Source organism: bacterium (assembly GCA_016789445.1).
In the GTDB taxonomy this organism is placed as follows: Bacteria; Patescibacteriota; Minisyncoccia; order Phycocordibacterales; family UBA2100; genus UBA10103.
Map to the genome: position 1 here is coordinate 132,938 of JAEUQT010000002.1, position 16,178 is coordinate 149,115.

General features: G+C 56.4%; 1 protein-coding gene. It reads left to right on the forward strand.

What is annotated here, in order from left to right; genetic code table 11:
- On the forward strand, positions 1–16,161 hold the full coding sequence (locus JNK62_02650) for a hypothetical protein (GenBank protein ID MBL8158405.1): 16,161 nt from the start codon (positions 1–3) through the stop codon (positions 16,159–16,161).
- Positions 16,162–16,178 lie beyond the last annotated feature (17 nt).

Below are 16,178 nucleotides of genomic sequence, written 5' to 3' on the forward strand. Positions count from 1 at the left end.
ATGACAGAAATCATTCACCATGGCATGCGGCTTGTTCCGTCGCGCGAATCCGCGCGACGCTTCAATATCACGAACGATTACATCGGTCGTTTGTGCAAACAGGGCAAAGTCTCGGGATCCCTCATCTCGGGTTCGTGGTACGTAAATGAAGAGTCGCTCCGAGATTTCTTGCTCAAAACAAATCGAGAGAAATATGAGCGCCGTGAAGCGTTGCGCGAGCAGCGTGCACATGCATACCGCGAAGCACAGGCGCGCCTGCTCGGAGATGCGATACCGGCCAAGCGTGCTGTGATTGCCGAGAAAAAAGTTGCGCCGCTTCCTCCGCGACCGCTCCGCATTCATCCGGCACCACGACGTGTACCGAAGACATTCACGATCTTCGCGCAGCGTGGTCTCGCGGTCATGTTTGCGGTCATTGTTGTTGTAGGCGGTTTGCGATTCAGCGATGCGAGTGTATTCCAGGTTGCGCGTGAAGTACTTCCGGCTGCTGCGGCGATCAGTGGTCGCAATGATGTTTTTGCAAACGCGTCGCAAAGCGCAATCGCGAAATTCTTGGGCGCGAATCGTGATAACGAGTCGTACTGGATCTGGTATGAGACCAGTGGTGCGACATACGATCAGCCGGAGATCTCTTCCGGTCTCGCAGGAAACGATTCGGTCATCGGCCGCGTGATCGATGCGATCACTCCGGGTAGTATTTCGGAAGCGATTCTTAATGCGCGTCTCGCCGCACTCGAATCACGATTGATGGCGCTCATCTCGATCGTTCCGCCGACAAACAGTGTGGCGCCGGTGTATCACTATTATGTAGACAATAGTAGCGGCATCGGTGGCAGCGGATTTGATGACATCGACATCACGAATTCGACGTACACCGGCGGTACGATCACCGGTGCAACGATCACGGGTGGCAGTGTTACCGCAACAGAGTTTGATGGAGTACTTCCGGTTGCAAATGGTGGTACCGGAACTTCGACGTACGCAGTCGGAGACATTTTGTATGCAGATTCGCCATCGACGCTTGGTCGACTCGCGCAAGGAACGAACGGACAAGTTCTTAAAGTTGTCGGAGGAAATCTCGTGTGGTCGCAAGATATCGCCGGTGGCGGAGGTTCTGGTGCATTCGCAACCACCTCTGATGATCTTGCGATCTACGTCGCTGATCCAAGTGATGTTGTGATCATCGGATCGAATGCGACATCAACCACCGGAAATATTCTTGAAATCGCCGGAAATACTCTGATGCGCGGTGCGCTCACCGCATACAACACGATTACCGGGCCGATCTTTACCGCAACATCAACGACGGCAACTTCGACGATGCCGCGCCTCAATATCACCGGCTCCCTCGGTATCGGCAGCGACTATATAACTGATATCTCAGGGGATGGCCTCTCGGTCCAATCCGGGGCTCTAGCATTGGATAGAACAGGGGATTGGACGGGTACGTTTGATGGCTTGGAAGGCAGCTACTATCTCGCGAATTCCTTCTCAACGACCTCTGCGTCATATTTCATCTCGCAGCAGAATCTGAGCGGCTTTTCGACCACATCAGCGGATTACTGGAAGACGCAGCGTGATTTCTTCGCCACGACCTCCGTCGAATACTGGAAGTCCGTCAGTAACTTCTTCTCAACGACCTCCGCAGCGTATTTCCTTTCTGAAAATCAGGAAGAAGCGTTCTCGACGACGTCTGCGGCATACTTCTTGTCGCAGCAGAACGTAAGCGGCTTCTCAACGACGTCAGCGGATTTCTGGCAGACGCAGCGTAACTTCTTCTCCACTACTTCCACTGATTATTGGAAGAGTGTAAATAATTTCTTCTCGACTACGTCGGCTGATTTCTGGAAGACCGCAAACAACTTCTTCTCGACATCTTCGGCGCAGTACTTCGTCAATTCCTCGACGACGATACCGAAGACCTACACCGCGAATACCTTCACGGCACTGCAGACTTTCGGTAACGCATCATCATCGATCCTCTCCGCTGATACGTTCTGTCTCTCAAACGATTGCCGCACCTCATGGCCGAGTGCAGGCTCGTCGTTCGCATATCCATTCCCGAACGATGCGACCTCAACCACCATTACCTTCAATAACGGTATCGTGAGCGTAGGTTCTACTACTATCAATGGGAACGCGACGACGACCGGTATGCAGAGCGTCGGCAGCCTGTACATTAATGGAGAGCGCTTCACCGATCTCACCGGCTCTGGTCTCCTCAATACGGCAGGCGTCCTCTCGCTCGACACCTCCGGCAACTGGACCGGTACCTTCGACGGCCAAGAGGGAAGCTACTATCTTGCGAACTCGTTCTCGACGACCTCCGCCTCATACTTCTCCTCCATCGGCCTCGCGTGGTCCACGACCTCAGCGAACTACTATCTTTCGCAGAACGGCGCGCTCGGCTTCTCAACGACCTCGAATGACTACTGGATGTCGCAGCGTAACTTCTTCTCGACGACGTCTGCAAACTACTGGCAGACGACGAGGGACTTCTTCTCCACGACAAGTGCGGCGTACTTCCTCGGTCAGAACCAGGGCGCAGCCTTCTCCACCACTTCCGCCAACTACTGGGAATCCCAGCAGACCGCCCGCACTGCCGATGACCTTTCTAATAATAGTATCGAAGATCTCTCGGACGTCGCGGCGATGACCGAGAACTACGGCGATCTCCTCTATTGGAACGGCAGCAGCTGGGCAGACATCGCCACCAGCTCGCTCGGCCTGGTGACCTCGAGCGAGCTTGGTGCCTACCTTTCGCTTGCTTCGTGGTACGCAACTACGACGGACGGTCTTGATGAAGGCTCTGCGAATCTCTATTTCACTAATGCGCGCGTCCAGAGCTACCTCGATACGGTCGGTAAGGGATACTTCTTCTCAACGACCAGTGCGGATGCCTGGAAGGATCAACGTAACTTCTTCTCGACAACTTCGGCAGCGTACTTCTCGTCCGTCGGCCTCGCGTTCTCGACCACGTCAAACGATTACTGGGCATCGGTACGTAATTTCTTCTCGACGACCTCAGCGTCGTACTTCCTCTCACAGAACCAGGGTGCCGCGTTCTCATCGACCTCGGCAAACTACTTCATCCATTCGTCGACGACCGTGCCGAAGCTCTATACCTCTAATACATGGACTGGCGGCAATATCTTCGGTAATGCGACAACCTCGTATGCAACCACCACGAATCTCTTCATCACCGACACCTTCGCGGGCGCAGGCCTCGGCGCATGTAATGCCTCGGGCGATAAGCTCGTCTACAACGCGAATACGAAGAAGTTCGAATGTGCGGCCGATGCTGGCGCGGGCGGTGGCATTACCTCGCTCCGTGCACAGTACTCAGGCAGTCAGACCGGCTCGGCGCAGGTCTTCGCAACGTCATCCGACACGAATCTCCAGCTGACGATTACTTCATCAGGCGATACTCATACGTTTACACCGGTCTGGAGCGGTGTCTTGGCAGTGGGTCGTGGCGGTACCGGCATTTCCTCAACGCCGAACTATGGCCAAGTGCTCGTGGGTGATGGTCTCGGTGGATACATGCTCGCGGCAACGAGTTCGCTTGGACTCAGCTCAGCAAGCTTCTCGACCACGTCTGCAGATTACTGGCAGAGCCAGCGTAACTTCTTCAGCACCACATCGACTGATTATTGGAAGACACAGAACAATTTCTTCTCTACGACATCGAGTGACTATTGGATGACAGAGCGTAATTTCTTCTCCACTACGTCGGCAAGCTATTTCCTCTCACAGAATCAGGGAAATGCGTTCTCAACCACCTCCGCAATCTACTTTGCACATTCTTCGACCACGATCCCGAAGACCTACACAGCGAACACCTTCACCGCACTCCAGAACTTCGCAAATGCGTCCTCCACGCTCTTCTCGGCAAGCTATGCCTCAACGACTGCGCTCTTCGCGAATACTGCTTCCACCTCCAACCTCACCATATCGGCATTGCAGAACGGTCTCTTAAAGGTCAACGCCTCCGGTGTTGTTTCGCTCGCGGTTGCGGGAACCGACTACCAGAACTTCGTGTATCCGTTCCCATCAAACGCGACTTCGACGCTTCTTAGCTTCAACGGCGGCCTCATCGCAAATGCGTCTTCGAGCATCAACGCGCTCTCATCGGTCATCTCCACGTCGACGAGCGCAACCTCGACGAATCTCTTCGCAACCAACGGCCGCCTCATCAGCGCAACCACCACGAACCTCGGCGTCAACGGTGAGACCTTCACCGATCTCACCGGCTCTGGTCTCCTCAATACGGCAGGCGTCCTCTCGCTCGACACCTCCGGCAACTGGACCGGTACCTTCGACGGCCAAGAGGGAAGTTATTATCTCGCCAACGGCTTCTCGACGACATCAGCTAATTACTGGCAGACCACGCGCAACTTCTTCAGTACTACCTCGGCGGATTACTGGGGTTCTACCAAGGGGTATTCGACCTTCGCGTACCCATTCCCGAGCAACGCCACCTCCACGATGCTCACCTTCAACGGCGGCCTCACCGCATATGCCTCCTCGACCTTCGCTAGCAACGTGAACTTCCTCGGTGGTGTCTGGGATGCAAGCGGCAATCTCGGTATCGGGAATACGAGTCCTTCATACAAGCTGGATGTGACCGGCACGGGACGCGTCACGGACGGCCTACGCATCGGCACCGGCGGTTCATACGAGGGAGTTCTCCATGTGAACATGGAAGACGTACCGGGCGTACCGGCATCTGATTCATTGCTCGTCCTCGAGCACAACAGCCAGAATGTGGCACTCAATCTCTTCACCAACAACTCCTTCGACAGCGCCATCTACTTCGGCGACAACGTCAACAACGACAGTGGTCGTATCATCTACGACGGCAACACCGCATCGCTCGCCTTGGGGACGAATGACGCTATCGATCAGCTCGTCCTCACGTCGAACGGGAGGGTTGGTATTGGTACGGCAGGCCCGACCGCTCAGCTGAACGTTCATGGCGACGCCGCCATTACTGGCGCGCTCTCATCGGCGAACCTCACCGCGACCGGCACGATTGTCTTCAGTGGCATTCCTTCCGCGCTCCTCGCCACCGATGCAAGCGGCAATGTCTACGCGACGACTACCCTCGGCGGCAACTACGTCAACAGCGCCATCAACTCGTATATCCATTCTTCAACGACCATCTCGAAGCTTTACACTGCAAACACCTTCACTGCGCTCCAGACGTTCGCGAACGCATCCTCGACGCTCTTCTCATCAACCTACGCATCCTCGACGCGTCTCTTTGCGGGCGCTTTCACTCTCGGCTCTCTCAATGGCCCGCTCCAGGCCAACAATGGCGTCATCAGCGCGACCTCGAGCATCCTCGCTATCTACGGCGGTACGGGTCAGACCAGCTACAGCGTCGGCGATATCCTCTATGCTGACTCGACGGGCTCACTGGCGAAGCTCCCGATCGGCGGCGCAGGAACGGTCCTCAAAGTGCAGGGAGGTCTCCCGTCATGGCAGACGGACCTCACCTCGGGCGGCGGTGGCGGTGCGACGGCATGGTCGACGACGACCGATTCCTTGGCAATCTATCCGACCGACACGACCGATGTTCTCATCGTCGGCTCCAATGCGACTGCTACAACTAATAGCATCTTTGAGGTCTTCGGCCGCTCGTACTTCTCCAACAACGTTGGCATTGGAACCACTTCTCCGGGCTCGATGCTCGCCGTTTCCGGCAACATCCTCGCGAATCGCATTACTGGTGCATTCTTCACCGCGACATCCACGACCGCATCCGTCTTCCCATACGCATCCACGACGGCACTTAGTGCGACGACACTCTGTCTCGCGTCTGACTGCCGCACCTCGTGGCCGACGGATTCGGAATTCTCCACTACATCCGCAGATTACTGGAAGACACAGCGTGATTTCTTCAGCACCACCTCCGCCTCATACTTCTCCTCCATCGGCCTCGCGTGGTCCACGACCTCAGCGAACTACTATCTTTCGCAGAACGGCGCGCTCGGCTTCTCAACGACCTCGAATGACTACTGGATGTCGCAGAGGAATTTCTTCTCGACGACGAGTGCGAACTACTGGTCGTCGCTCGGTCTCGGTTTCAGCACCTCGTCTGCAGATGCATGGAAGGACCAGCGGAACTTCTTCTCGACTACGTCCGCCTCATATTTCCTCTCGCAGAATCAGGGTAACGCGTTTTCGACGACGAGCGCGAACTATTGGGAGACCCAGCAGACCGTACGCACTGCAGACGATCTCACCAACAACTCGATCGAAGACCTGCAGGACGTTGCCGCCATGACCGAGAACTACGGCGATCTCCTCTATTGGAATGGTTCCAGCTGGGCTGATATCGCGACATCGTCGCTCGGACTCCCGACATTCTCCGATCTCTCGTCGAATCTCGCCAACTACCTCACGCTCGCAGCGTGGTACGCCACCACCACCGATGGCCTCGATGAAGGCGCCACGAATCTTTACTTCACGAATACTCGAGTACAAACCTACCTCGATACCATCGGCAAGGGATACTTCTTCTCCACGACCAGCGCTGACGCATGGAAGGATCAAAGGAATTTCTTCTCGACGACATCGGCGGCGTACTTCACGCACAGCTCGACCACGATCGCGAAGACCTACACGGCAAATGCCTTCACTGCACTCCAGACGTTCACGAACGCTTCGTCCACGCTTTTCTCCAGCGTCTATGCGTCATCGACTGTGGCAAACATCGGCACGCTTAACCTCGGTTCAGCACTTACGGTATCGAACGGTGGTACGGGTTCGACGACACTCACCGGCCTCCTCAAAGGCAACGGTACCGGAGCGATTCAGACGGCAATTCCAGGTGTCGATTACCTCAACTCGACCGCAGGCGACTGGACCGGCACCTTCGACGGCCAGGAGGGAAGCTACTACCTCGCGAACTCGTTCTCCACATCGAGCGCCAACTACTGGCAGACTACGCGTGACTTCTTCTCCACGACGTCAGCTATCTACTTCGCACACTCGTCGACGACGATTCCGAAGACCTACACCGCCAATGTCTTCACGGCACTGCAGAACTTCGCAAACGCATCTTCAACGCTCTTCAGTGCGTCATATGCATCCACCACCAATCTCTTCGCAAACACGGCGTCTACGTCTAACCTCACCATCTCAGCTCTGCAGAATGGACTCTTGAAAGTGAGCGCCTCCGGCGTCGTCTCGCTCGCAGTTGCGGGGACTGACTACCAGAATTTCGCGTATCCGTTCCCGTCGAATGCAACGTCGACACTTATCAGCTTCAACGGAGGTCTCACCGCATATGCCTCTTCCACCGTCGGCAACGGCACGCAGACGGGAGGTCTCACCATTTCCGGCGGTGCCACCACGACGGGAAATGCGTACTTCGCGGGGAATGTGTCCACGGCGATGATACGCGATGGTTCGAACGTCAGTGCAGTGGATGTAGCTAACAGGAGATTGCTCAGTGCCAGCACGGTGAATGCGGTGGATTTCAGCTCTGCTTCAGCCATAAAGCTTTCCCAATACACGACGAACGGTTTCCTTACGGCTTCGGGTGGCAACGGAACATTGGCTGTCGATACGACCCTCTCGACATCCGGTGGTAACCTCGGCGTCGGCACTTCTTCGCCGTATGCCAAGCTTTCCGTCGCAGGAGAAGTAGTAGGCGCGAACTTCACGGCGACCACCACCGCAGTCAACACCTTCCCGACGCTTATGAGTACGAACGCATCGACGACGAACTTCGGCATTACGGGCGTCACGAGCGCGCTTCTCGCCACCGACGCGAACGGTCGCGTGTATGCGACGACCTCCATTTCCTCTGGTCTTCTCAACACCACCGGCGACTGGACCGGCACCTTCGATGGTCAGGAGGGAAGCTACTACCTCGCGAACTCGTTCTCAACGACCAGCACGAACTACTGGCAGACGACGCGCAATTTCTTCTCGACGACCTCCGCTGATTACTGGGAGACGCAGCAGACCGCGCGTACCGCAGACGATCTAACGAACAACTCGATCGAAGACCTGCAGGATGTCGCAGCGATGACCGAGAACTACGGTGACCTCCTCGGATGGAACGGAAGTACGTGGACTGATTTTGCGACCTCATCACTCGGCATTGCGATCGGGGACACCACCGGAACGCTCAGCGTCTCGCGCGGCGGCACCGGCGCGACATCATTCACGTCCGGCTCTCTTATCTATGGTTCTGGCACTGGTGCACTTCAGAGTGTTGCAACTACAACAGCAACCATCGGCGGCTCGCTCACATACTCTGGCACCTTCGGGGCACTCGTCGGCGGTTCATCCGGTACGCTCTCGCTCAACCTCGGCAATGCGAATACGTGGACTGCACTGCAGCAGTTCGGTGCAGGCGCATCTTCAACGGCACTCTCCGCATACAACACGATCTCCGTCGGCCGCACCTCAACGACGACCATCCGTGGTGACAACCAGGCAAGCACGTTGCCATACGCATCCACGACCGCAATCACTGCAACGACCGCAAGCACGACGAACCTCATCATCTCCGGCCTCAACAATGGTCTCTTGAAGGTGGGTAGCGATGGCACGGTCTCACTTGCGGTAGTGGGCACCGACTACTCAAATTTCGCCTATCCGTTCCCGTCAAATGCAACGTCGACACTCTTGAGCTTCAACGGTGGCCTTATTGCAAATGCGTCGTCGAGCATCAATGCGCTCTCATCCGTCATTTCGACTTCGACGAACGCTACGTCGACGACACTCTTCGCAACTGGCTCTCGATTCATCAATGCAACCACGACGTCGCTCGGAATCAATAGCGAGACCTTCACCGACCTCACCGGCACCGGTCTTCAGAACGTCGGTGGCGCACTCACGCTCAACGCGACGGGCGACTGGACCGGCACCTTCGACGGTCAGGAGGGAAGTTACTACCTCGCGAACTCGTTCTCCACGACATCGGCAGATTACTGGAAGACGCAGCGCGACTTCTTCTCCACGACTTCAGCAGTCTACTTCGTCCATTCCTCGACAACAATTCCAAAGACCTACACGGCAAATGCATTCACGGCGCTCCAGAACTTCGCGAACGCATCCTCCACGCTCTTTAGCGCATCGTACGCATCCACGACTGCGCTCTTCGCCAACACTGCCTCAACCTCCAACCTCACCATCTCCGCACTCCAGAATGGTCTCTTGAAGGTGAATGCGTCTGGCGTCGTCTCGCTCGCTGTTGCGGGGACTGACTACCAGACCTTCGGGTATCTCTTCCCGAACAATGCAACATCAACATTGCTCGCATTTAACGGTGGTCTCACCACGACGAACGCAACATCTACAAACGCTACCTCCACTAACGCGCTCTTTGCAAATGTCGGTGCCTTCTCCGTCGCTCGTTTCGGTGCCACCGCCACTTCCTCATTCGCCTCCAACGGCGCACTCACGCTTGCAACCGCGCTCACCGTCCCGAACGGCGGTACGGGTGCAACTTCTTTCACCTCCGGCTCGCTCGTGTACGGCTCTGGCACCGGCGCACTGCAGAGTGTCGCGACGACAACAGCAACCCTCGGCGGCAGCCTCTCGTACACCGGCACCTTCGGCGCGCTCGTCGGTGGTTCGTCCGGCACGCTCTCACTCAACATGGGCAATGCGAACACCTGGACTGCACTCCAGACCTTCGCAAACGCATCCTCGACGCTCTTCTCCTCGAGCTACGCATCGACGACGAACCTCTTCGCTTTCAACGCATCTACGTCTAACCTCACCATTTCAAGCGTCTCGAATGCGCTCCTCAAGACGAATGCATCGGGCCAGGTCGCTGCAGCAGTCCTTGGCACCGACTACCAGAACTTCGCGTATCCATTCGGCCTCACCGGCAACGCTACTTCAAGTCTCACACAGTTCAACGGCGGCCTCACGGCGTATGCATCATCGACGATCGGTGCAGGTGGCCAGACGACTGGTCTCACCATCTCCGGTGGCGCAACGACAACCGGCTACCTCAAGGTACTCAGCACGGCAACTTCAAGCTTCGCCGGCCCGCTTGCTATCACCTCATCCGGCACCTCGACGTTCGCGAACGGCATTCAGCTCTCTGCAGGCTGCTTCCGCGATGTGAACGGCAACTGTATCGGCAATCAGGACCTCTCCGCATACGTAGACGGGGCAGGCAGCGGATCGACGAATCGCGTCGCCTACTGGAGCGACAGTAATACGCTGACCTCCGATGCCGACTTCTCATTCGATGGCACGACCGTAACGGCGCGTGATCTTCTCATCCAGCACACGGCGCCGATCCTCTCCTTGAACGATAGCGATACGACGGGAACCGACTTCCGTCTCGACGTTGCCGATGGTACGGCGACCTTCAAGGCCGATGTTTCGGCAGCGTTATCAAACGAATACTTCGCCTGGACGACCAACAACAATGAGAAGATGCGCCTCATCGAATCCGGTAATCTCGGGATCGGCGCCACAGGTCCGCGCGGCCCGCTCGATGTCATGAAGAATGGCTTCGACGTGCTTGGTACGGGAGACTGGATGGAAGTCGGTCGTTTCGTTGATGCCTCAGAGCTGAAGGGTATCAGCCTCGGGTATGACAACAATAACGATGTCTCGCTCATCGCCTCGCATACTGGCGGTGGTGGAGAGAACGGTCTCGCGTTCTGGACATACGGCGGCGGCTGGGGTGAGCGAATGCGCTTGAGCAATACCGGCAACCTCGGCATCGGCACGACGACGCCGCAGCACAAACTCTCGATTACCGATGCGTCTGCGCCCCAGCTCTCCCTCTCCGCCGGAGCAGGCATCGCTCAGTGGACCCAGCGCAACGCAGGAGGGAACTTGTACTTCTCGACGACGACCGTCGCGGGTACGGCAACAACGACCATCGCTGCACTCGAGATCTCCGGCTCAGGATTCGGCACCACCACCGTCCGCGGCCTCAACATCAATGGTCAGGCAACCTCGACATCGAATGTCGGCTTCAACCTCACCGCCGGCTGCTATGCGATCAATGGGATGTGTATCACCGGCGGTTCGGGCAGCTCGTTCGCGTATCCGTTCAGTCTCACCGGCAACGCGACCTCGACCCTGACTCAGTTCAATGGCGGATTGACGGCGTACGCATCCACTACTATCGGCGCGGGTGGCCAGACTACAGGCCTCACCATCTCCGGCGGCGCGACGACGACCGGTAATGCGTACTTTGCGGGCAATGTCGGCATCAACGTCACCAATCCTTCCGACCGTTTGGAGGTAGAAGGCAATATCAACCTCCGCGACGGTTACCTGACGTTCCAGAATCAGGGCTATGGTCTCTTCGGGCTCTCGACACCAAGCCTGCTCTTCTACAACGACAGCATCCGCTTCGTGAATAGCGGCAATAATCTCATGCGCGTCACGAGCGGCGGCAGCGTCGGCATCGGCACCACCTCCCCGTATGCAAAGCTCTCCGTCGTCGGTGATGTGGTCGGCGCGCGCTTCATCGCTACCACCTCCACGGCAAGCATCTTCCCGTATGCATCCACGACGGCACTCTCAGCGGCAACACTCTGCCTCACGGGTGATTCCTGCATCGCAGCGTGGCCGACCGGAGGTGGTGCAGCGTATCCGTTCAGTCTCACCGGTAACGCCACCTCGACCCTGACTCAGTTCAACGGCGGTCTTACCGCATATGCTTCCTCGACAATCGGCGACGGTACGCAGACCGGAGGACTTATGATTTCTGGAGGTGCAACGACGACCGGAAATTCTTATACGGGGGGTGATGCATATTTCGCAACGAAAGTCGGAATCGGGACATCTGATCCCGATCTCGTTACTTCAAATCTGACCATAGTCGGGTCGTCTGTATCGCAGAAAATCATCGATAATACCTCGGATTTCATCGCGTTATCGAAATTAAACCTTGTTGCAGGAGAGACTTTGCCCGTTGATCTAATAATTGCAGCGCAGCGCAGCGCAGCATTTCCCACCTTGGAGTTTGGTGTAATTGGTACGCTCTCGAATCATAATCTCGTGTTTGCAACAAATGACGTAGGTCGACTTACAGTTACTGCTGGTGGCAATGTGGGTATTGGTACGACATCGCCGTCTTCATTGCTTACTGTATTTTCCACCACATCGCCACAGCTCTCTCTCTCGGCGGGTGGAGGAATCGCCCAATGGACTCAGCGCAACGCGGGTGGCAACCTCTACTTTTCTACAACGACACTAGACGGCCTTGCTACCACTTCCCTTGCGGCTCTCTCTATTCGAGGTGCGACAGGTAATGTGGGCGTAGGAACTTCGTCACCGGGCACGCTCTTCTCGATCGGTAATACCAACGGCGTTAACTTCACTACAGCTACCACAACCTTCGGTGGTACGGGCGGCATTGATTTGCGCAATGGCGGATGCTTCGCTATCAACGGCACCTGCATCGGCGCAGGTGGAGCAGGAGATGGTGTCGGCAACTGGTTCACCGGCACGACGAACTTCAATGCGGTTGCCAGCGCAACGACGACACCGATCTGGCTCCAGAGTGGCGCGAATCTCTTCGCATCATCGACAGTGCGCTTCGGTAACGCCGGTGTCAGTGAGTTCTTCTACAACTCGTCCATCGGCAACCTCGGTCTTGGCACCACCACGCCGTTTGCCACGCTCCAGATCGCAACGACGACTGGCAAGAATCTCATTCTTTCTGACAGCGGCGCAGGCATCAACTTGAAGCATTGGCTCTTCTCCTCACGAGGTGGCAATTTCTACATCGGCACCACAACCGATCTCTATGCATCTTCCACCATTGCAGCGCTCACGCTCAACACCAATGGCAACCTTGGTGTCGGTACCACGACACCGTATGCGAAGCTCTCCGTCGTTGGTGGCGTCGCTGCACAGTACTTCAACTCAGACAGCTCGACGGCGACCTCCACGTTTGCGGGAGGCCTCAACGTCGGGAATGGTGCGCTTAAATATGATTACTCTGCAGGTCTCACAACCATCCAGAATCTTGCCATCGGTGCCATCAATTTCGACGCTGACGGTGGCATTCTCTCGTGGGTAGACATGCCGGTGACTTCGAGCGCAGCCGTGGGAACCGTTGAGAGCTACTCGGCACAGATCGATGGTACTTCCATCCTCACCGTCTACAGCGAATCGGACGGTATCGGTGGCATCAAGGCGACCAGCACCAAGATCGGTATCGGTACGACGACGCCGTTTGCAAAGCTCGCGATCCAGGCTTCCGACGTGCAGACCGCTCCACTTTTCGAGATCGCTTCTACTTCGAGTGCCACGAAGTTCCTCTCGGTTTCGGGTACCGGCTTCGGCACCACCACCCTCTCGGGCCTCAACATCTCCGGCAGCGCAACCTCCACCTCGAACGTCGGCTTCAACATCACGGCGGGGTGCTATGCGATCAATGGGACATGTATTACTGGCGGCGGAGGCGGGGGCTCCGGCGGGGGCTCGTGGTCCACGACAACCTCGCCAGTCTCTGGCCAATTGGTGAATTATCCGAACAATGCCACGGATGTCGTTGCGATTGGCTCCAACTCGACGACGACCGCAGAATACTGGTTCGATCCGAATGCGGGCATTTCATATCTTTCTGGAAATGTTGGTATTGGTACACTGAATCCTGTATCTTCACTTGATTTGGGTCCCGCTGCGAATGGTCGGGGTATCGCATGGGGAGGTTCTTCCGGTAACGCGAACTACAGCAATATTTTTTCTTCTTACAGCGCAGCCGCTCTAGTACTTGCCACTGGACTTCGTGCATCAACGACCGCGGATGTTTATGAGTCCAGTTACGGGTCTTCCATCTCACGCACCGCAATCCGCTTGAACCCGTACGGTTCAAACGCGGCTGGCTCAATTCAATTCTTTACTGACAGCGCTTCTACCGTAGCCGTTGGGACTGCGATCACTCCCACGGAGCGCGTACGTATTACTTCGAATGGTAGTGTCGGGATCGGAACAAGCACGCCGTATTCTGGAGACAAACTCAGTATCTATGGTGGCAATTTGTTCCTAGCGAATACTGCGTCCCCGCAAATCGTTCTCAAGGATGGAGCTCAATCTAACAATAATCTAGGGTTCCGCTCGGTTTCGGGCGTCGGTCACATTGGACGATTCAATGATAACGGTACTCTTTCCAGCTTTATACAGACCTTCGATCTGTCGACTGGCAATGTCGGCATAGGTTCGACGACCCCATGGGCGAAACTCTCTATCGTCGGTAACCATGGCGTGCCGCAGTTCATCATCGCGACGACGTCTGATCCGAGCGGCGACGGTCAGCATCCGCTCTTCATCGTCCAGTCGACGACCACCGGTAAGCTCAACTACCAGCGTATCGGTATGGGTACGACGACGCAGTGGGGCAATGCAGGCCTGCGCGATCAGCTCGTCGTCGATGGCCGTATCTACTCAACGTGGCGCTATGCAGGATGTGATTTCGTCGGTGGACATTTGATCGCTGCACTTACCGCAGATACCGCGAACATTTGTGGACCATTTTCTCTCGACGTTCAAGGAACAGTGACGGGTGCGCTGGGTAGCGCGTATCCGGGCTACTATGAAATTCGCTCAGGAACGGTACCTGCTGCGAATACCGGTACGACATTCCGCACGTGGAGTCATGTTGCTTCAGCAACCACTAGCCCGGTCATGGAGGCGATGGTGCAAATCGGATCCGCCGGTACCGCAACGACAACGCCACTTTTCCTGGTCGGTTTCTACGGATCTGCCTCAGCGACGACTACGCCAGGTACGTTACCGGCCAATGGTGCGTACTTCGTGGCAACTTCGACAAATACGTGGCGACTCGTTACGCGTAAAACCAATGTAGAGACCATAACTGAAACGAATATCGCAACCTCATCGACCTCATTCCAGCGATTGCGTGTCGAATTGACCGATCAGGAGGCAACGTTCTTAATCAACGGTAATGTTGTTGGTCGCCATACGACGAATATTCCAGTAACGTACCTATCTCCTGCTGCGATTTCCGCTATCGCAGGCGGTGCGACTTCGGGCACATCGGGCGCGTACCGCGCCCTCCGTATCTCGATGTTCCGTCTTTGGGTGGATGATCCGCCAGGAGGAATACCGATTGCTGGAACAGAAACAGAAGATCTCTATAACCCAATAGAAGGTGCCGACATAGCAGAAGCGTATCTTGCAGACGATCCTATCAAGATGATCGAAGGCAGTATCGTTTCGAACGCAACGACCACCGAAAAACATATTGCACGTTCGAGCGGACGTTACGATTCCCAGATCATGGGCGTTATCGCAACGTCGCCAAAGATGGTGCTTGGTGATGAAGCTTCGACCACTGTACGCGTCGGCATGGTCGGTCGCGTGCCGGTCATCGTTTCCCTCGAAAACGGCGCTATCAAGAAGGGTGATCCGATCACTTCATCGAGCCTGACAGGTATCGGTATGAAGGCTCGCCGCCCAGGTGCTATCGTCGGCAAGACGCTCGCAGGATTCGACCCGGAGAATAATGTCGGCTTCTGCGATGCTGAACTTAAGCAGCAGCTCACCGACCTGGGCGTACCGGTCACCTCAGATGGCTGCTACGGCCGCGTGCTCGTCGTCCTCGACGCCGACTTCGACATGGGCATCGGCGAGATCGTCCAAGACGCGATGACGAGCGTTACCAACTTCGGCGCGGCGATGGACGAGCTCATGAATACTGCCTTCGAGAAGGGCGCTGAGCTCACCAAGTTCGTCGTCGGCAACATTGTCGCGAAGATCGCCATCATCGAGAAGCTCTTCGTCAGGGAGACCCACACCCAGACGCTCTGCATCGCAGATGGCAACGGCTCGGAAACCTGCATTACCAAGGCGCAGCTCGACGCGCTCCTGGCGAATGTCGGCGTCGCTGCCGCTCCGCAGCCCCAGTCGGAACCAGAAACGCAGCCGGACGGAAACGCATCCTCGACGCCACCGACCGATTCTGGAAATGGTAATGCAAGCTCAACCCCGCCTGTCGCTGAAGGCGGTTCGGGCTCCGACGGCTCGTCCGAAGCGCCAGAAGAGACACCTCCTGCAGAAGAAGCTCCTGCCGAGGAACCGCCTACCGAAGCAGAGCCTGAGCCGACCCCTCAGCCGGAACCCGAACCAGCCCCGGCTCCTGAAGAGCCAGCAGGAGAGACCGCAGCCGCCCCTGAAGATGCTTCATAGAGAATAGTCGAGTAGAA